Here is a 17,419-nt window from a genome sequence, read left to right as displayed (position 1 = left end):
AGGCAGCCCGCCCGTCAGCTCGAATGGCGCATGGATGCCGAATGACCGCCATTCCCCAGCGAACGGCATGACGGCAAGGATCGGTTGCACCCCCTCCGGACGACAGCTCAGGATATTCTGAAATTCAAACTATCCTGCACATTCCGTTACGTCAACTTAGGTAGGATCTGGGTGGGATCCTGCATCGTCAGGCGGAGACCATCCCCCCTTTGAGGGCTGTTCCCGGCGCAACCGGCGCGTCATCCTTGCTGCGAAAGCTCTCGACGAGACCCCGCAGGCAGGCCCGGTAGGTCTTGGCGACATCGGCGTCGAAATCGTAGCGAAGCCAGTTGTCCAGCATGCCCGACATGAAACACTTCAGCGTGGTCGAGGCCGATTCCGCGGTCCAGCCCTCGGCCAGTTGGCCGGCCGCCTCGACCGCCTCGAAGGCGCACCGGAAGTTCGCCACCATGGTGTCATGCATGGTCTGCTGAAGCCGCAGCGCCTCCTGCATCTCGCCGGTGTATTCGCAGCGCGTCACGACGATCTTGTAGACTTGGCGGGTGTGCTCGTCCCGGACGAACAGCTCGATCACCTCGAGCCCCCAGTCGAGCAGCCGCTGCAGGGGATCGCCCCCCTCGCCGCAGCTGCGGGTGACGACGCCGTCATGCAGGTCGTAGACGCGGGCGCAGATCGCCGTCAGGAGCTCCTGCTTGTTGGCGAAATGCCAGTAGATCGCACCCCGCGTCACCCCCGCTTCCGTCGCGATACGGTCGAGCGAAGCGCGCGAGACACCGATATCGAGAAACACGGTTTCCGCCGCGTTCAGGATGCGTTGCCGAGTTTCCTCAGACTCAGATTTTGTACGCCGCACTTACCAACTCCCCTTTACATACATCGATGTCGGTATATATGCGGTGCTGCAACAATTCCAGACTCGTCATTTTTTGCGGTGCAATATCATGCGATTGCCCTTCGTGCCCCCCACGACCCTATCAGCGCTCCTGCTCGGCGCCAGCCTTTTGGCGCTCCCGGCCACAGCCATTGCGCAGGCGCCTGCGGCACCGCCACCGCCAAGCGTCGAGATCTCGACCCTGAAGGCGCGCGAAGTCCCGCTGAGCTATACCTATGCCGGCCGCGTTTCGGCGTTCCGCGAGGTGCAGGTCCGCGCCCAGGTCGGCGGAATCCTGAAGGAACGCGCCTATGTCGAGGGCGCGCGCGTCAAGGCCGGCGACGTGCTGTTCCGCGTCGACCCGACCACCTACGAGGCGGAAGTTGCCCGCGCCCAGGCCCAGCTGCAGACCGCCGAGGCGCAGCTCGCCCAGGCATCGCGCGACAAGGTGCGCGCGGTCGAGCTGTTCAGCCGCCAGGTCGGCTCGCAGAAGACCCGCGATGACTCGCTGTCCGCCGTCGATCTGGCGGAAGCCGCCGTCGCCGCCGCCAAGGCGCAGCTGAAGACCGCGCAGATCAATCTCGACTATGCCACGGTGCGGGCGCCGATCGACGGCGTGACCAGCCTGGACGTCGTTCCCGAGGGCAGCCTGATCGGCGTCGGCACCACCGACAGCCTGCTGACCACCATCACGCAGCTCGACCCGGTCTATGTGAACTTCTCGCTCAACGACACCGACGTGGCGGAAATCCGCCGCATCGCCGAGGAGCAGAACAACGGCGCTTCCGACATCAAGCTGACGGCGAACATCACCTTCGGTGACGGCAAGCACTACGACAAGGCCGGCGAGATCGACTTCACCTCGTCGAGCATCGACACGCAGACCGGCACCATCCGCTCGCGCGCCGTGTTCGAGAATCCGGACCTCTACCTGATCCCCGGCCAGTTCGTGCGGGTCACCGTGACCGGCATGAAGCTCGCCTCGGCGATCGTCGTGCCGGAAGTCGCCGTGATGCAGGGACCGCAGGGCAAGTTCGTCTACACGATCGACGACAAGAACGTCGCCTCGATCACCCCGGTCACGCTCGGCGCGGCGGTCGAGGGCGGCTGGGTCGTGCTCGACGGCCTGAAGTCCGGCGACCAGGTCATCACCTCCGGCGTGATCAAGGTCCGCGCCGGCGCGCCGGTCGCCCCCGGCAAGGCAACCGCCCAGACTGAGCAGGCGAGCTGATGAACCGTTTCTTCGTCGATCGGCCGGTCTTCGCGGCCGTCATCTCGATCGTCATCGTGCTGGCGGGCCTTCTCGCCATGCGCGCCCTGCCGATCGCGCAGTATCCCGAGCTGACACCGCCGCAGGTGGTCGTCACCGCCACCTATCCCGGCGCCAGCGCGGAAGTGCTGACGCAGACCGTCGCCGCGCCGCTCGAAGAGCAGATCAACGGCGTCGAGAACATGATCTACATGCAGTCGATCAACTCGGGCTCCGGCTCGATGCGACTGATCGTGACCTTTGCCACCGGCACCGACGCCGACCAGGCGACCATCAACGTCAACAACCGCGTCCAGCGCGCGCTTTCGGCCCTCCCCTCGGAAGTGCAGCGCCTCGGCGTCACCGTCAACAAGCAGTCCAGCTCGATCCTGGCCGTGGTAGCGCTGACCTCGGACAATCCGCAGTATGACTCGGTCTATCTCGCCAACTACGCGCTGCTCAACATCATCGACGAGCTGAAGCGCACCCCCGGCGTCGGCGAGGCGAACCTGTTCAGCCGCGAGAACTACGCCATGCGCGTCTGGCTTCGCCCGGACAAGCTGGCGCAGTTCGGCCTGACGACGGACGACGTCGCCACCGCCATCCGCGAGCAGAACCAGCAATACGCCGCCGGCCGCGTCGGTGATCCGCCGACCGAGGGCGAGCTCGTCTTCTCCTATGCCGTCACCACCGACGGCCGCCTGCCCGACCCCGAGGCCTTCGGCAACATCATCCTGCGCGCTGACCCGAACGCCGCGACCCTCAGGCTGCGCGATGTTGCGCGCATCGATCTCGGCGCCCAGGACTACGGCTTCCGCGCCGCGCTCTCCGGCAAGCCGACGGTTCCCATCGGTATCTATCTGCAGCCGGGCGCCAACGCGCTCAATACGATCCATCTCGTGAAGGAGAGGCTGGACGAGATCGCGACGCGGATGCCGGAAGGCGTCAGCTACTCGATCCCCTATGACACGACGTTGTTCGTGCAGGCCTCGATCGACGAGGTGATCCAGACCTTCATCGAGGCGCTGATCCTCGTGGTGGTGGTCGTCTTCGTCTTCCTGCAGAACTGGCGGGCGACGCTGATCCCGCTGATCGCCGTGCCGGTGTCGATCCTCGGCACCTTCGCGGGCATGTATCTGCTCGGCTTCTCAATCAACCTCCTGACCCTGTTCGGCCTCGTGCTCGCGATCGGTATCGTCGTCGACGACGCCATCGTCGTGCTCGAGAACGTCGAACGCATCATGACGACGGAGAAGCTGCCGCCACGCGAGGCGACGATCAAGGCAATGAGCGAAGTGACGGGCCCCGTCATCGCCATCGTGCTGGTGCTCGTCTCGGTGTTCGTGCCGGTCGCCTTCATGGGTGGTCTCGCCGGCGAGATGTATCGCCAGTTCGCCATCACCATCGCCGTCTCGGTGACCATCTCGGGCATCGTCGCGCTGACGCTGACCCCGGCGCTCTGCGCCCTGATCCTGAAGCCGGGCCACCACGAGCCCTGGGCGCCGTTCCGCTGGTTCAACCGCGTCTTCGACCGGATCACCAGCGGCTATACGGCGGGCGTCCGCTTCTTCCTGAAGCGCGCCGCGCTCGGCATCACGCTGTTCGCCGTCATGGTGGGCGCCGCGGGCTACCTGTCCACCAAGATCCCCGGCGCGCTGGTGCCGGACGAGGACCAGGGCTATCTGATCGTCGTCGGCGTGCTGCCGCCGGCGGCGGCGCTGACGCGCACCAGCGACGTCATGTCGACGGCGAGCGAAAACATGTCGTCGCATCCCGCGGTGAAGAGCGTGCTGGCCTTCTCGGGCTTCGACCTCCTGGCCGGCTCGCAGTCGCCCAGCGCCGGCGCCAGCTTCGTCATGCTGAAGGACTGGTCCGAGCGCAAGAGCCCCAATCTGGACGCCCGCGCCATGCCCGGCCAGATCATGGGCATGAACGCCGGCATCCAGGACGGTATGATCCTGGCCTTCAACCCGCCGCCGATCCAGGGCCTGAGCACGACGGGCGGCTTCGAGCTGTACGTCCAGGACCGCGCCGGCGGCGGCACGCAGCAGCTGCTCGCCTCCACCCAGGCGTTGATCGACGCCGCCTCCAAGCGGCCGGAACTCACGGGCGTCCGCACGACGCTCTCGACCAACGTTCCGGAGTTCAAGATCAATGTCGACCGCGAGAAGGCCAAGGCCCTTCGCGTCCCGTTGACGTCGATCTTCGCGACCATGCAGGCGACCTTCGGCAGCCTCTACGTCAACGACTTCACGCTCTATGGCCGCAATTTCCAGGTCAAGCTGCAGTCGGAGGCGAACTTCCGCGAGAAGCCGAGCGATCTCAGCCAGGTCTTCGTGCGGTCTGACAGCGGCAGCATGATCCCGCTCGACACGCTCGTCACCGTCGATCGGACCATCGGTCCGGACCTCCTGGAGCGCTTCAACAACTTCCCGGCCGCCAAGGTGATGGGCAACCCGGCGCCCGGCTATTCCTCCGGCCAGGCGCTGGCGGCGATCCGCGAGGTCGCGGCCACGGCGCTTCCCGCCAACTACACGGTCGCCTGGACGGGCTCCGCCTACCAGGAAATCGCCACCGGCGGCACCGGCCAGCAGGCGCTGATCTTCGGCATCATCATGGTGTTCCTGATCCTCGCCGCCCAGTACGAGCGCTGGTCGCTGCCCTTCGCCGTCATCCTGGCGGTACCGTTCGCCCTGTTCGGCGCCCTCTTGGCCATCTGGCTCCGGGGGCTGAGCAACGACGTGTACTTCCAGATCGGCCTGGTGACGCTGATCGGCCTCGCCGCGAAGAACGCGATCCTGATCGTCGAGTTCGCGGTGATCAAGCGCGAGGAAGGCATGAGCGCCTTCGACGCCGCGCTCGAGGCGGCGCGCCTGCGCTTCCGTCCGATCGTCATGACGTCGCTCGCCTTCATCCTCGGCGTGCTGCCGCTGGCGATCTCGACGGGCGCCGGCTCCGCCAGCCGCCATTCGATCGGCACCGGCGTCATCGGCGGCATGCTGGCGGCAACCTTCATCGCCGTCTTCTTCATCCCGCTGTTCTACAAGCTGATCGGCGGGCGTGACGGCAAGACGAAGAAGAAGGCCGAGCCGGCAATCCCGGCGATCGAGGCCAAGCAGGAACCGGCGTAAGCGCCCCTGCCCCTCGCCAACAAAAAGAACCCGGGCCGCCACGGCCCGGGTTCTTTCGTTTCAGCCCCGCGTGGCGGCGGCTTCGTTCGTTCAGCGCCGCTTCGGCGGGGCGATCGAGCTGCGCAGGATGACGCTGCTGCCGAGCATGATCCGGCGCGGCGGCATGTCGAGCCCCTTCAGCCGCTCGATCAGCAGGCCGGCCGCCTGCCGGCCGACCTCGACCATGTCGCGGTCGATCACCGTGATCGGCGGATAGACAAGCTCGCCGAGCAGCGCGTCGTCGGAGCCGACGAAGGAGATGTCGTCCGGGATCGACAGGCCAAGCAGCCGCACCGCCTTCAGCGCGCCATAGAAGATGTCGCTGCCGGCGGCGAGAATGGCGGTCGGCGGGTTCGGCCCGGTCAGGAGATCATGCGTCTCGGCGGCTCCCCGCTCGGCGCTCTGGGTGCGGGCGCGGATCAGCCACTCGTCGATCGGCACGCCCGCCTTCTCGAGCGCCCGCTTGAAGCCGGTGACCCGGTCGCGGCCGGGACGGATGTTGCTCGAGGCGGTGATCAGGCCGATGCGGCGATGGCCGAGCTGCAGCAACTGCCCGACGACGGTCTCGATCGGCTGGATATGCTCGCTGTAGACGACGTCGGCCTCGACCGGGATGTCGCGGTCGAGCACCACGACCGGCACGCCCATGCGCTTCAATTCCTCGATCGTGCCTGTCGCCGTCTCGTCCGACAGCGTGACGATCAGCCCGTCCATGCGGCGCTGGCGGGCGGCCTGCAGGAATTCGATCTCGCGCGCCGGCGAGCGGTTCGACGAGAAGGCGAACAGCATGTAGCCTTCCGGCGCGAACACCGCCTCCGCCCCCTGCGCGACGCGGGCAAAGACCTGGTTGGTCATGTCCGGGATTAGGAAGCCGATCGTCTTGGTCTGGTTGGTGCGCATGGCGCGCGCCGCCGCGTTGGGCTGGTAGCCGAGTTCGGCCATCGCCGCCAGCACGCGGGCCCGCGTCTCCGGCGCGACGCGCGGGCTCTCGCCGGCGACGCGCGAGACCGTCCCGATCGAGACGCCGGCCGTCGCCGCCACTTCGTGGATCGTCGGCTGGCGCCGCCCGCCGGTCGGCATCTTCGCTGACATAACGTTTACATCCCTGACCCGTCTTCGGCCGGACCTACCGGGCACCCATAGCCAGCAAACTGCCACTCGCCCCGCCAGCAATCAAGGAGAATCAAGCCCCGTCCCATCGCCATGGTTGCGGTCGAAAGAAGCGACACGGCTATGTTGACGTTCACACGTCCATGTCGTTCTATCGCCCGACTGCCTCGCCCTGGGGCTGCCGATTCATGGCCTGTTCATGGCTTCGGCGCGCCGGCGGGCATGACCACAGGGAGAGAGATGACCATGGATCCTTTCAAGCGCCGGCAACTCGGCCGCACCGAATTGATGCTGCCGCAGATCGGCTTCGGCGCGGCGCCGCTCGGTGAACTGTTCACCAAGGTGACCGACGCCGACGCCGAAGCGACGCTGCAGACGGCCTGGGACGCCGGCGTCCGCTACTATGACACGGCTCCGTGGTACGGTCGCGGCCAGAGCGAGCATCGCGTCGGCCGCTTCCTCTACAAGCAGCCGCGCGAGGACGTGATCCTGTCGACCAAGGTCGGCCGCATTCTGCGCGCGCCGATCCAGAAGCCCGACGAGTTCGACACCGGCTTCTGGTCCGGCGGCCTGCATTTCGACCATTATTTCGACTACAGCTATGATGGCGTCATGCGCGCCTACGAGGACAGCATCCAGCGCCTCGGCATGAACCGCATCGACACGCTGATCATCCACGATCTCGACTGGTGGCATCGCGGCCCGGAATCGATGGTGCAGGCCAGCTTCACCCAGCTCGCCAATGGCGGCTGGCGCGCGCTTGCCGAGCTGAAGGCGGCGGGCCGCATCCGCGCCATCGGCGCCGGCATCAACGAGCTCGGCCTGATCCCGCGCTTCCTCGAGATGTTCGACATGGACTTCTTCCTGCTGGCGCTGCGCTACACGCTCGGCGAGCAGGAGACGCTGACCAAGGAACTGCCGCTCTGCGTCGAGCGCAATGTCGGCATCATCATCGGCGGCGTGTTCTCGTCCGGCCTCTACGCCACCGGCCCTGTACCGGGCGCCAAGTACAATTATTTCGAGCCGACGCCGGAGATCCTGGAGAAGGCCCGCCGCGTCGCCGAGGTCTGCAAGCGCCACAACGTGCCGCTGCCGGCCGCGGCCCTGCAGTTCCCGCTGCATCATCCGGCCGTCGCCTCGGTCATCCCCGGCGCCTTCAGGCCGGAACAGGTGACAACCAATCTCGACCTGGTCCGCATGGAGATCCCGACGGACCTCTGGGCCGAGCTGAAGCACGAAGGCCTGATCCGCGCCGACGCCCCGACACCGTAAGCGGCCAGGGCTCGCCCTACCCTCTCCCGCGCGCGGGAGAGGGGCAAGAAGATGCAATGCCTAGGGGACTTTCGGGCGCCTAGACGACGGGCAGAGAGCCGCCGTCGATGCGAAGTTCCGTGCCGGTGATCGTCGCCGCGCGGGGCGACGCGACGAAGGCGATCAGCTCGGCGACGTCCTGTGGCGTGTTGGGCCGGCCGATCGGAATGCCGCCGATCGCCTGCATCAGGTCGGCGCGGGCCGTGTCGTAGTCCGTGCCCGCCTTGTCCGCGAGGCGCTCGACCAGTGCGACAGCCGCCTCCGTTTCCGTCCAGCCGGGCGAAACGCGCACGACGCGAACACCCTTCGGGCTGACCTCCTTGGAAAGCCCCTTGCTGTAATTGGCAAGCGCCGCCTTGGCGGCGGCATATCCAAGCGTCGCTTCGAACACCGGCGACTGGGCCTGGATCGACGTCACATGCACGATGACGCCGGAGCTCTGGTCGAGCATGGAAGGCAGAAGCGCGCGGTCGAGGCGGACGGCGGAGAGCAGGTTCAGGCTCAACTCCCTCGCCCATTCGGTCTCGTCCAGCGCGGCGAAGCCTCCTCCTGGCGCGGAAGATCCACCGAGCGCGTGGACAAGGATGTCGATCCCGCCCAATCGCGTCAGCACGGCGTCCGCGACGCTGGCGCAGCCTTCGAGGGTGGCAAGATCCGCCGAGATCGATGCGAGCTGGTCGTCCGAGGTTTCGATGGTCCGTCGCGACACGCCGATAACCGTCGCACCGCCTTCCCGGAACCGGAGGGCCGTGGCGCGGCCGATCCCGAGACTGGCGCCCGTCACGAGAACGCGCTTGCCCTGAAACTCGCCGGCCATCATGCGATCTCCAGGGAGCGGATTTCGCCATCGGCCAGCTCGAACCTCTGCGTCAGCAGAACCGGCGAATTGGGAAACGATCCGCTGACCCGGGTGGAGACGAGGTAGGCGCCGTCCTGTTCGCGGATGTCGACGATTTCGGTTTCGTAGCGGTATTTGGCCTTGTTTTCGGCCTTCCATGCCGCGATGGCGGCGCGGCCGGTCCGGACGGCGCCTTCGTCCCGCACCGTCGCGTCGACGGCGAAACAGAGCGCGAGCGCCTCGAAATCATCGGCCTTCTCGGCCGCATAATAGGCGGCGATGGGTTCGGGAAGTCTGTCCGTCATGGCGTTCATGGCTCACTCCATTGCGTTGAGCCAAGACATGCGAGTAGGCTGTCAAAATGACAAGAACCGACGAAAAAGTAAGGTACGAACCAAAAAGTAAGTCCGACAGCCACGGCGCGCCCTATACGCCGCAAACGGCGGCGGCGGATGTCGAGGCGACGCTCGGCATTCTGGAAGGGCGCTGGAAGCTGGTGATCCTCTTCCATCTCTTCGACGGCGAGCCGCACCGCTTCTCCGAACTGGAGCGCGCGATACCGACGATCTCGCAGAAGATGCTCATTCAGCAGCTGCGACAGCTGGAAGGCGACGGCGTCGTGCACCGCATCGTCCACCATCAGGTGCCGCCCAAGGTGGAGTACCGCCTGACCGACTGGGGACAGGCGCTTTGTCCCGCGCTCGACGCGATCCTCGTCTGGGCGGCGGCGCGCGAAAAGCTCGCGCCGGAGACGCCGGCGGAGGGCGAATAGCCCCGACAGGCGGCGCCCATGAAAATGCCCGCGACGGGCCGAAGCGCGTCGCGGGCAACAGGGCCGAGCCGAAGGATCAGAAGTTGAAGTCGGCGATATTCGCCTTGTCGAAGGTGGTTAGATCCGCCTGCGTCTTGATCACGCTGTTCTCGTCGACCGTGACCTTGCCGAGACCCTCGACCTCGAAGACTGTGCCGGCTTCGTTCTTGATCGAGCCGTCCTTGACGCCGACGGCGAAATGGGCGGCGAGCAGGCCCTGATTGTAGGGGCTCCAGAGCTGGAACGCCTCGACCGTGCCGTTCTCGATGAAGCGGCGCATCTGGTTCGGCGTGCCGAGGCCGACAACCTTGACCTGATCGGCCTTCTTGGCCGTCTCGACCACCTGGGCGGCCGCCGCGACGCCGACCGTCGTCGGCGAGATGATGCCCTTGAGGTTCGGATAGTTGGCGAGCAGGGCTTCCGTCTCGGTGGTCGACTTCTGCGGGTCGTCATCGCCATAGGCAATCGTGACCAGCTTCATCTTGGCGTATTTCGGATCCTTCTCGAGGCTGTCCTTCATCGCCGCGATCCAGACGTTCTGGTCCGGCGCGTCGGTGGTGGCCGAGAGGATGGCGATCTCGCCCTCATAGCCGATCTGCTTGCCGAGCAGCTCAACCTGCGACGGGCCGGTCTTGGTGAAGTCGACCGGCAGAATGGCCGCGTCGCGATGCGTCTCGTTGCCGGGCAGGTCGGAATTGACCGACAGGATCAGCGTGCCCTTGGCGCGGGCGCGGTCGAACACCTGGTTGAGCGCGTCCGGGCTGTTCGGCGAGATGGCGACGACGTTGACGCCGCGCTGGATCTGCGCGGTGACGAACGGGATCTGCGAGGTCGCTTCGGCCGAGGCCGGAGCGACGGTCGTGAACTCGCAGCCGAGCTTCTTGCAGCCGTCCTCGAAGCCTTTGATGATCGAATCGAAGTACGGGTTGCCCGTGTTCTTCGGGATGTAGACGATCGAGACCGGATCGGCCGCATAGGCCGCACCCGAGAAAAGCGCGGCGCCGAAGGCGGCGGCGAGCATCAGGTTTCTTCTCAGCATCAGTTCCTCCCAGTTGCTGACAGACGGATCCCACTAGGCATTTCATCGCTCCCAGGGAACGATGAAATGCCTAACTCCTTGTTTGGTCGCGTTTTCTTCACGCGAACCGGTGTCCACTTCGCTTGAAAACGCTACCTCTGACTGCGGGCATAGATCGCGTTGGTGGCGATGATCGAGACGATGAGCAGCAGGCCCATGACGGTGAGCTGCGCGTTGATGGCAATGTTGGCGACGGTCATGCCGGTGGCGATGATCACGAGCAGCCAGGCGGCGAGGAAGGTGCCGAGGATCGAGCCGCGACCGCCGAAGATGTACGTGCCGCCGAGCATGACGATCAGCACCATGGTGAGCTCGGCGCCGGAAGCGAGGTCATAGCGCACCGAGCCAAGCCGCGAGGCGACCATGAGACCCGCGATCGAACTGGTGATCCCCGAGGCGATGAACAGGCCCATCTTGATGCGGCGGACGCGGATGCCGGCATGGATGGCGGCCACCTCACTGGTGCCGATCTGGTAGATCTGGCGGCCATAGATGGTGATGCCGAGGAAGAGGCCGAGCAGGAGAGAGGCGGCGACGAAGACGAGCACGGGCACCGGCACGATACCGACCATGCGGTAGTCGATGCCGACAAACCAGCCTGGAAAGCCGCCGATCGACTTGTCGCCGGCGAGCACCTGCGCCAGGCCGCGATAGAGGATCAACGTGCCGATGGTGACGATGATCGACGGCAGCCGCAGCACCGTGACCAGCAGGCCGTTGAAGGCGCCCATGACGAGGCCGGCGAGCAGGCTGACGCCCATGGCGACCGGCATCGGCAGTCCCGCCTTGAAGGCGGTGCCGAACAGGCAGGCGGAGAGCGCCATCTGGGCTGCCGGCGACAGGTCGATCTCGCCGGAGATGATGACCAGCGTCAGCACCAGCGCGACGATGGCGAACTCGATGTAATAGGTCGAGCTCTCCAGGATGAAGCCGAGATCGGCGAAGAAGGGCGACAGATGGCTGGCGACGACGGTCGCCACCACGAGCAGCAGCAGCGTCACCGTTTCCGGCCGGATCAGCAATACCTGCCAGCGCGGCCTCGGCGCCGCCGCCTCGCGGACGACGATGCGCGGCGTGGTCGAAGCGACCGGGGATTTGTCGATGGAGTTCATGCGCCACCTCGGGCGAGCAGGCCGCGCAAGCCGCCCTGGCGGACGGTGCGGTCGATGACGAGGGCGATCAGGATGATCGCGCCATAGATGGCGTTCTGCCAGAAGCCGGAGACGCCGAGGATCGGCAGCGCCACCTGCACCGAGCCGAGCAGCAGCACGCCGAGCACCGTGCCGAGCACGGAACCGACGCCGCCATTGATCGAGACGCCACCGATGACCACCGCCGCGATGACGGTGAACTCGAAGCCGACGCCGGTAATGCCGGGGTTCACATAGCCGAAGCGCGCCGCATAAATCAGACCGGCCAACCCGGCGAGCGCGCCGGAGAGGGTGAAGACGAGGATCGTCACCGGCATGACGCGGATGCCGCGCAGCGGCGCGGCGGCCGGGTTGGAGCCGATGGCGTAGATCTGGCGGCCGACCTGCGTGTAGGTCAGGAACAGCCAGGTCGCGAAGGCGACGGCGAAGGCGATGATGACGATCCACGGGACGTCGATCGGCGAGGTCTGCGCCATGCGGATCAAGGGTTCCGGAATGTCGTTCGGGTCGATCTGCTTCGATCCCGACAAGATGAACAGCAGGCCGCGATAGAGGCTGAGCGTGCCGAGCGTCACGATGATCGACGGTAGTTTGAAGACCGTGACGACGAGGCCGTTGACGAACCCGAGCGCCGCGCCCGACAGCACGCCGACGGCGAAGCCGACAGAAAGCGGCCACTCCGGATGATCGCGAAAAATCATGCCGGCGGCGATGGCTGAGAAGCCGAGGATCGAGCCGATCGAGAGGTCGACATTGCGCGAGGCCAGAACCATCATCTGGCCCATCGCCGCGACCAGGATCAGCGGCACGGCGAGCAGCACGATCCGGAGCGTGTCGACGGAGACGAAGCGAGGCTGGATCAGGCCGACGACGGCGACGAACAGCACCAGCATGACGAGGATGCCGGCCTCGCGGGCGCGGAACAGGCGGGCGACCGAATTCATGCCGCCGCTCCCGAAACGGTGTGGCGGCCGGAGCGCGGCACGGCTGCATGCATGATCGCCTCCTGGCTCGCCTCGGCGCGCGGAATGTCGGCCGTCAGCTTGCCTTCGGACATGACGAGGATGCGATCGGACAAGGCGAGCAGTTCCGGCAATTCGGAGGAAATCAGCAGGATGGCGCGGCCGCTGGCGGCGAGCTCGCCGATCCGGTCGTAGAACTCGGCCTTGACGCCGATGTCGATGCCGCGCGTCGGCTCGTCGAGGATGAGGATATCCGGCTCGGCCAGCAGCCAGCGGGCGAGGATCGCCTTCTGCTGGTTGCCGCCGGAAAGCTCGCCGATCGGCTGGCGCACGGTGGCGAGGCGGATCGACAGCTTCTCGACCGATTCCTTCGCCAGCCGCTTCTCGACGGCGCGACGGATGATGCCATTCGGCGCGATCTGCTTCGGCACGGCGGCGGTGATGTTGGTCTCGACGGACAGCGAGCGGAAGATGCCGGCGATGGCGCGATCCTCGGAGACGAAGGCGATGCCGTGCGCGATCGCGTCAGTCGGCTCGCGGATCTCGGCCGGCTTGCCGTCGATCTCGATGACGCCGGAGGCCGCCGGGGCGACGCCGAAGATGGCGCGGGCGACATCGGTGCGGCCGGCGCCGACGAGGCCGCCGAGACCGACGATCTCGCCCTTGCGGACGTCGAAGGAGATGTTCTCGAACCGGCCCGGCAGGGTCAGCGCGCGCACCGACAGAGCCACGTCACCGACATGACTGGTGCCGCGATGCAGATAATCGGCGACCGGCCGGCCGATCATGCGGCGGATGATGTCGGCGTCGGTCAGGCTCGCGGTCTCAGCCGTCTCGATCTTGTCGCCATCGCGGAAGATCGTGACGCGGTCGCAGATGGCGCGCACTTCTTCCAGCCGGTGCGAGATGAAGATGATCGTCCGGCCCTCGTCGCGCAGGCGGCGGACGATGGTGAAAAGCGTCTCGACCTCCCTCGGCGTCAGCGCGGCAGTCGGCTCGTCCATCAGGATCAGCCGGCTGTCGGAGGCGAGCGCGCGGGCGATCTCGACCATCTGCTGATCGGCGATCGACAGACCCCGCATTGGCACGGTGACGTCGATCGGCACGTTGAGGAGCCCCATCAGGCGACGGGCTTCCTTGGCGAGCTCGGCCCAGCGCACACGGCCGAGCGGCTTGCCGCCGACCTGGCCGATGACGAGGTTTTCCGCCACCGACAGATCCGGGAACGAGATCGGCTCCTGATGGATCAGCGTGATGCCGAGGCGCTGCGCACCGATCGGCGAGCCGATCTCGACGAGCTTGCCGCCGAGCTCGATCGTGCCGCGCGTCGGCCGGTGCACGCCGGCGAGGATCTTGGCGAAGGTCGATTTGCCCGCGCCATTCTCGCCGAGCAGCGCATGGACCTCGCCCGGCATCAGGTCGAGATCGACATTCCTCAGAACCTCGACGCCGCCGAAGGATTTCGAGATGCCGCGCGCCGAGACAAGCGGCGCTGTCATCGCACCGCCTCCAGACGGTAGAAGCGGACGGCGTTGTCGCGCCAGAATTTCTGGCGCTCGGCATCGCTGGCCGAGGCGAGGATCGTATCGAGCAGCTCGACCCAGCGGCGGTACTCGATCGCCTGCACGGCCACCGGCCAGTCGCCGCCGAACATCACGCGGTCGAAGCCGAAGGCATCGATCGCCACCTCGACGTAGCGCTTCAGCTCGTCCTCGGTCCAGCTGGCGTGATCCGCCTCGGTGGCGACGCCGGAGATCTTGCAGGAGACATGCGGCAGCTCGGCCAGCTGGTGCATCTGGCTGCGCCACGGCTCCATCACGCCATCGGCGATTGCCGGCTTGCCGATATGATCGAGGATCATCGGCACTTCGGGGATCTGGGCCGCGAATTTCAGCACATTCGCCATGTGGCGATGGTCGACGCAGATGTCGAAGGAGAGGCCGAAATCGGCCAGCGTGCGCACCCCCTCGATGAAATCCGGCCGCAGGCAGAAATCGAGATCGGGCTCGAACTGGATGATGCGGCGGATGCCGCGCAGGATGTCATGCCGAACCAGGCGCTCGAGCTCGGGCGCGACGGCGCGACCCTTCTCCAGCGGCGCCCAGGCGACCATGCCTTTTATACGCGGATCGACTTTGGCAAGGCCGGCGACCCAGTCCGCCTCGTCCTGATACTGCGCGGGATCGACCTCGCACTGCAGGAACACCATGGCCTCGACGCCGAGCCCCTCGGTCGCCGCGTCATAGCGATCGAGCCCATAGGCCTGGTCGAGCACGGGATTGCCGTCGAGCCAGGCATAGCGAAGCTTCTTCGGATCCCAGAGATGGAGATGGGTATCGACGATCGGAGCGCGCGGCATCAGAGGCCACCCGTCCAAACAGCCACGACAATAGATCCGCTGTCCTTGCGCACGCACTTCCCTCCCGTCCACGGCATCCCTCAATGCCGCAAGGGCGCCTCCACCCGCGCCCTTTCCTCATGTAAACGTCAACATGCCACGCCGCAGGCGTCAAGCGACATTCGCGCACCGGAACAGGGTTTTCGAGCGAGGCTGTTGGCATGGCCTTCCAACAAGCCTTTCATATGCCTTCGCTTCTGCCCAATCCCGCGGCTGAAGGAAGGTTGAGCGACGCTTCGGCGACGAATGGAAACGTTACACAGTGCGAGGTTCCTCTGGACAAGAGGCAGCCATGATAGTTGTATTGTACAACTATCATGGCAACAGGGATCCCGACGTGTCCGCCCCATCCGACCTGATCGATGAAATCCGCTCCGCGTCGCGCCGGATCGTCCGCGAGCTCGGCTTCATGGATCCGACGCTGGCGGGCACGGCCTATTCGGCCTCCGCCGTGCATGCTCTCCTGGAGATCGAGCGCCGGGAATCGATGACCGCGGCGGAGCTCGTGCAGGTTCTCAAGCTGGAGAAATCCAGCATCAGCCGGATGATCGGCAAGCTCGTCCGGGCGGGCGAACTGGCGGAAACCGCTGGCGCCGATGACGGCCGCGTCAAGCCGTTGCGCCTGACCTCGCAGGGCCTCCGCACCGTCACCGGCATCCATGCCTATGCGCGAGGCCAGGTTTCAGCCGCCCTGGGGCGCCTGAACCCCGGAGAACAGCAGGCGGTGGCACAGGGTCTCTCAGCCTATGCACGCGCGCTCGCGGCGCGCCATACGGACGCCGGCGAGACGCCGCAGGCCCCGATCGAGATTGTCGCCGGTTTCCGCCCGGGCTGGATCGGGCGCGTCGCCGAGATGCACGCCGCCTTCTATTCCAGGCATTCCGGCTTCGGCCAGTTCTTCGAAAGCGCGGTCGCGGCAGGCGCGGCCGAATTCTCCGGCCGCCTAAACCACAAGCGCAACCGGATCTGGTCAGCGGTGCGGAACGACCGGATCGTCGGCTCGATCGCGATCGACGGCGAGGACCTCGGCAACGACCAGGCGCATCTGCGCTGGTTCATCCTCGACGACGGCTGCCGCGGCGAGGGCGTCGGCCGCCGCCTGCTGGGCGAAGCGCTGGCCTTCTGCGACCAGGCAGGATTCGCTGCCACGCAGCTCTGGACGTTCAAGGGCCTCGACGCGGCGCGACGCCTCTACGAAGCGCACGGCTTCGAGCTGACCAAAGAAGCGCCCGGAACCCAATGGGGCTCCGAGGTCATCGAGCAGCAGTTTTCGCGGCGGAGGCCGGGCGCGGGGGCATAAGGCGAAAGCCCTGGCTTGCCCGGCTTATCTGATCGGTCGCCGAGACCGTCTCCCCAAACTCGACCATCATCCTGAGGTATCAGGCGAAGCCGGGCCTCGAAGGACGCACGGCGGGTGTGCCGGCGACGGACGCGTACCACCGCTCTGCGTGCTTCGAGACGGCCCTTCGGGCCTCCTCAGCATGATGAGAACTGTGTTGCCGGCAACAATGAGGCCTCAGTGCCCCTTCATCAGCGCCATGAAATCGGCCTCGAAGCGGGGGCGATCGACGGTCATGGCGACATTGGCGTTGTGGAACGGGATCGCCGTGCGGCGGCGGTCGGCAACCGTCGAGCCACGCGTCAGTTCGCCATGCAGCTCGATATCGACGTACATCCGCTCCAGGCCGACCAAAGTCGGATCCTCGGCGACGGCGACGGCGAGCGGGTCGTGCAGGCCGCAGCCCTGGATGCCCGGATACATCGTCTTGTAAGCGTCGACATAGAACTGCGTGATCTGCATCAGCGTCTGCGCGGCGTGATCGCCCTCGCGGGTGATCTCCGCCATCATGTCGGTCGAGAGCAGCGTCGTCATCGTGACGTCCATGCCGACCAGCGTGACGTTGGCGCCGGACTGCAGCACGATGTGGGCTGCCTCCGGATCATTGGCGAAATTGGCGTCGACCATCGGCGCGATCGGGCCATGGATGCCGGGATGCAGGACCGTCGAGCCCATGACGACGATCTCCTTGGCGAGCTTGGCGATCTCCGGCGCCTTGGTGATGGCGAGCGCGACATTGGTGATCGGGCCAACCGGGCAGAGCGTGATCTCGCCGGGGTTCTCCTTGATGATTCGGATCATCAGGTCGATCGCGTGCTCGTCGACGGCCCTGATCTTCGGCTTGGGAAGCTCGACGTCGCCGAGCGCGTTGGAGCCATGGATATGGTCGGCCATCCGCTGGTAGGGGCGGATCAGCGAGCGGGCGACGCCCTGCGCCACCGGGATCTCCGGACGGCCGAGCAGTTCCAGGATCTTCAGCGTGTTCTCGGTCGCGATCACCGTGTCGGTGTTGCCGAAGGTGGTGGTCAGCGCCTCGAGCTTTATGCCCGGCCGGCGCACCGCGTAGAAGATCGCCATGGCGTCGTCGACGCCGGTGTCGACGTCGAGGATCATGCGGCAGGTTTCGGTCAT

Annotated in this window: 15 protein-coding genes; 5 read left to right on the top strand and 10 right to left on the bottom strand. The window is 66.2% G+C overall.

The features are described from left to right. Positions 1-187: 187 nt before the first annotated feature. Positions 188-853, bottom strand: a complete 666-nt coding sequence (locus AC6HZP_RS02680) for a TetR family transcriptional regulator (protein ID WP_497525283.1) — start codon at positions 851-853, stop codon at positions 188-190. An 88-nt stretch (positions 854-941) separates the two neighbouring features. Between AC6HZP_RS02680 and AC6HZP_RS02675 the strand changes: the two genes are divergently transcribed. Both AC6HZP_RS02675 and AC6HZP_RS02670 read left to right on the top strand, forming a co-directional pair. Further along, positions 942-2,102, top strand: coding sequence for an efflux RND transporter periplasmic adaptor subunit (locus tag AC6HZP_RS02675; protein ID WP_497525282.1), 1,161 nt, complete (start codon positions 942-944; stop codon positions 2,100-2,102). Beyond that, positions 2,102-5,251 carry an efflux RND transporter permease subunit gene (locus AC6HZP_RS02670; RefSeq protein WP_201402105.1) on the top strand — a complete coding sequence of 1,050 codons (3,150 nt, stop codon included), beginning with the start codon at positions 2,102-2,104 and terminating at the stop codon, positions 5,249-5,251. Before AC6HZP_RS02675 ends, AC6HZP_RS02670 begins: the two co-directional genes overlap by 1 nt. Before the next feature lie 90 nt (positions 5,252-5,341). Here AC6HZP_RS02670 and AC6HZP_RS02665 read toward each other — a convergent pair whose 3' ends face one another. Next, positions 5,342-6,382 (bottom strand): LacI family DNA-binding transcriptional regulator, encoded by a 1,041-nt coding sequence (locus AC6HZP_RS02665; protein ID WP_201402104.1) that lies wholly within the window; start codon positions 6,380-6,382, stop codon positions 5,342-5,344. Positions 6,383-6,640: 258 nt separating this feature from the next. On the opposite strand from AC6HZP_RS02665, the gene AC6HZP_RS02660 reads away from it, so the two are divergent. Beyond that, positions 6,641-7,672: an aldo/keto reductase gene (locus tag AC6HZP_RS02660; RefSeq protein WP_497525281.1), complete on the top strand. Its 1,032-nt coding sequence runs from the start codon at positions 6,641-6,643 to the stop codon at positions 7,670-7,672. 79 nt (positions 7,673-7,751) lie between these two features. Here AC6HZP_RS02660 and AC6HZP_RS02655 read toward each other — a convergent pair whose 3' ends face one another. Both AC6HZP_RS02655 and AC6HZP_RS02650 read right to left on the bottom strand, forming a co-directional pair. Beyond that, positions 7,752-8,531, bottom strand: a complete 780-nt coding sequence (locus AC6HZP_RS02655) for an SDR family oxidoreductase (RefSeq protein ID WP_497525280.1) — start codon at positions 8,529-8,531, stop codon at positions 7,752-7,754. Beyond that, positions 8,528-8,863: a nuclear transport factor 2 family protein gene (locus AC6HZP_RS02650; RefSeq protein ID WP_497525279.1), complete on the bottom strand. Its 336-nt coding sequence runs from the start codon at positions 8,861-8,863 to the stop codon at positions 8,528-8,530. The genes AC6HZP_RS02655 and AC6HZP_RS02650 overlap by 4 nt, the downstream gene beginning before the upstream one ends. 47 nt (positions 8,864-8,910) lie before the next feature. Between AC6HZP_RS02650 and AC6HZP_RS02645 the strand changes: the two genes are divergently transcribed. Next, positions 8,911-9,321, top strand: a complete 411-nt coding sequence (locus tag AC6HZP_RS02645; RefSeq protein WP_497525278.1) for a winged helix-turn-helix transcriptional regulator — start codon at positions 8,911-8,913, stop codon at positions 9,319-9,321. Between the two features lie 76 nt (positions 9,322-9,397). On the opposite strand, the gene AC6HZP_RS02640 is transcribed toward AC6HZP_RS02645, so the two are convergent. The 5 genes from AC6HZP_RS02640 to AC6HZP_RS02620 all read right to left on the bottom strand — a co-directional run bounded on the left by AC6HZP_RS02640 (position 9,398) and on the right by AC6HZP_RS02620 (position 14,910). Next, positions 9,398-10,399: a substrate-binding domain-containing protein gene (locus tag AC6HZP_RS02640; RefSeq protein ID WP_201402099.1), complete on the bottom strand. Its 1,002-nt coding sequence runs from the start codon at positions 10,397-10,399 to the stop codon at positions 9,398-9,400. Between the two features lie 131 nt (positions 10,400-10,530). After that, a complete protein-coding gene (locus AC6HZP_RS02635) occupies positions 10,531-11,550 on the bottom strand; it encodes an ABC transporter permease (RefSeq protein ID WP_497525277.1) in 1,020 nt (339 codons plus the stop codon). Beyond that, positions 11,547-12,533, bottom strand: a complete 987-nt coding sequence (locus AC6HZP_RS02630) for an ABC transporter permease (RefSeq protein WP_497525276.1) — start codon at positions 12,531-12,533, stop codon at positions 11,547-11,549. Before AC6HZP_RS02630 ends, AC6HZP_RS02635 begins: the two co-directional genes overlap by 4 nt. Further along, on the bottom strand, positions 12,530-14,050 hold the full coding sequence (locus AC6HZP_RS02625) for a sugar ABC transporter ATP-binding protein (RefSeq protein WP_497525275.1): 1,521 nt from the start codon (positions 14,048-14,050) through the stop codon (positions 12,530-12,532). The genes AC6HZP_RS02630 and AC6HZP_RS02625 overlap by 4 nt, the downstream gene beginning before the upstream one ends. After that, positions 14,047-14,910: an amidohydrolase family protein gene (locus tag AC6HZP_RS02620; protein ID WP_497525274.1), complete on the bottom strand. Its 864-nt coding sequence runs from the start codon at positions 14,908-14,910 to the stop codon at positions 14,047-14,049. Before AC6HZP_RS02620 ends, AC6HZP_RS02625 begins: the two co-directional genes overlap by 4 nt. A gap of 376 nt (positions 14,911-15,286) precedes the next feature. Between AC6HZP_RS02620 and AC6HZP_RS02615 the strand changes: the two genes are divergently transcribed. Next, positions 15,287-16,249 carry a bifunctional helix-turn-helix transcriptional regulator/GNAT family N-acetyltransferase gene (locus tag AC6HZP_RS02615; protein ID WP_497525273.1) on the top strand — a complete coding sequence of 321 codons (963 nt, stop codon included), beginning with the start codon at positions 15,287-15,289 and terminating at the stop codon, positions 16,247-16,249. A gap of 216 nt (positions 16,250-16,465) precedes the next feature. Here AC6HZP_RS02615 and AC6HZP_RS02610 read toward each other — a convergent pair whose 3' ends face one another. After that, positions 16,466-17,419, bottom strand: a complete 954-nt coding sequence (locus tag AC6HZP_RS02610) for a nucleoside hydrolase (protein ID WP_497525272.1) — start codon at positions 17,417-17,419, stop codon at positions 16,466-16,468.

This window comes from Kaistia sp. SLG-1 (genome assembly GCF_059699055.1).
This window is presented reverse-complemented; position numbering and strand designations above follow the sequence as displayed.

Excerpts from the sequence above, each read along its gene's own strand:
- AC6HZP_RS02675 (WP_497525282.1), top strand. The coding sequence starts at position 942 with ATGCGATTGCCCTTCGTGCCCCCCACGACCCTATCAGCGCTCCTGCTC.
- AC6HZP_RS02670 (WP_201402105.1), top strand. The coding sequence starts at position 2,102 with ATGAACCGTTTCTTCGTCGATCGGCCGGTCTTCGCGGCCGTCATCTCG.
- AC6HZP_RS02665 (WP_201402104.1), bottom strand. The coding sequence starts at position 6,382 with ATGTCAGCGAAGATGCCGACCGGCGGGCGGCGCCAGCCGACGATCCAC.
- AC6HZP_RS02660 (WP_497525281.1), top strand. The coding sequence starts at position 6,641 with ATGACCATGGATCCTTTCAAGCGCCGGCAACTCGGCCGCACCGAATTG.
- AC6HZP_RS02655 (WP_497525280.1), bottom strand. The coding sequence starts at position 8,531 with ATGATGGCCGGCGAGTTTCAGGGCAAGCGCGTTCTCGTGACGGGCGCC.
- AC6HZP_RS02650 (WP_497525279.1), bottom strand. The coding sequence starts at position 8,863 with ATGAACGCCATGACGGACAGACTTCCCGAACCCATCGCCGCCTATTAT.
- AC6HZP_RS02645 (WP_497525278.1), top strand. The coding sequence starts at position 8,911 with ATGACAAGAACCGACGAAAAAGTAAGGTACGAACCAAAAAGTAAGTCC.
- AC6HZP_RS02640 (WP_201402099.1), bottom strand. The coding sequence starts at position 10,399 with ATGCTGAGAAGAAACCTGATGCTCGCCGCCGCCTTCGGCGCCGCGCTT.
- AC6HZP_RS02635 (WP_497525277.1), bottom strand. The coding sequence starts at position 11,550 with ATGAACTCCATCGACAAATCCCCGGTCGCTTCGACCACGCCGCGCATC.
- AC6HZP_RS02630 (WP_497525276.1), bottom strand. The coding sequence starts at position 12,533 with ATGAATTCGGTCGCCCGCCTGTTCCGCGCCCGCGAGGCCGGCATCCTC.
- AC6HZP_RS02625 (WP_497525275.1), bottom strand. The coding sequence starts at position 14,050 with ATGACAGCGCCGCTTGTCTCGGCGCGCGGCATCTCGAAATCCTTCGGC.
- AC6HZP_RS02620 (WP_497525274.1), bottom strand. The coding sequence starts at position 14,910 with ATGCCGCGCGCTCCGATCGTCGATACCCATCTCCATCTCTGGGATCCG.
- AC6HZP_RS02610 (WP_497525272.1), bottom strand. The coding sequence starts at position 17,419 with ATGACCGAAACCTGCCGCATGATCCTCGACGTCGACACCGGCGTCGAC.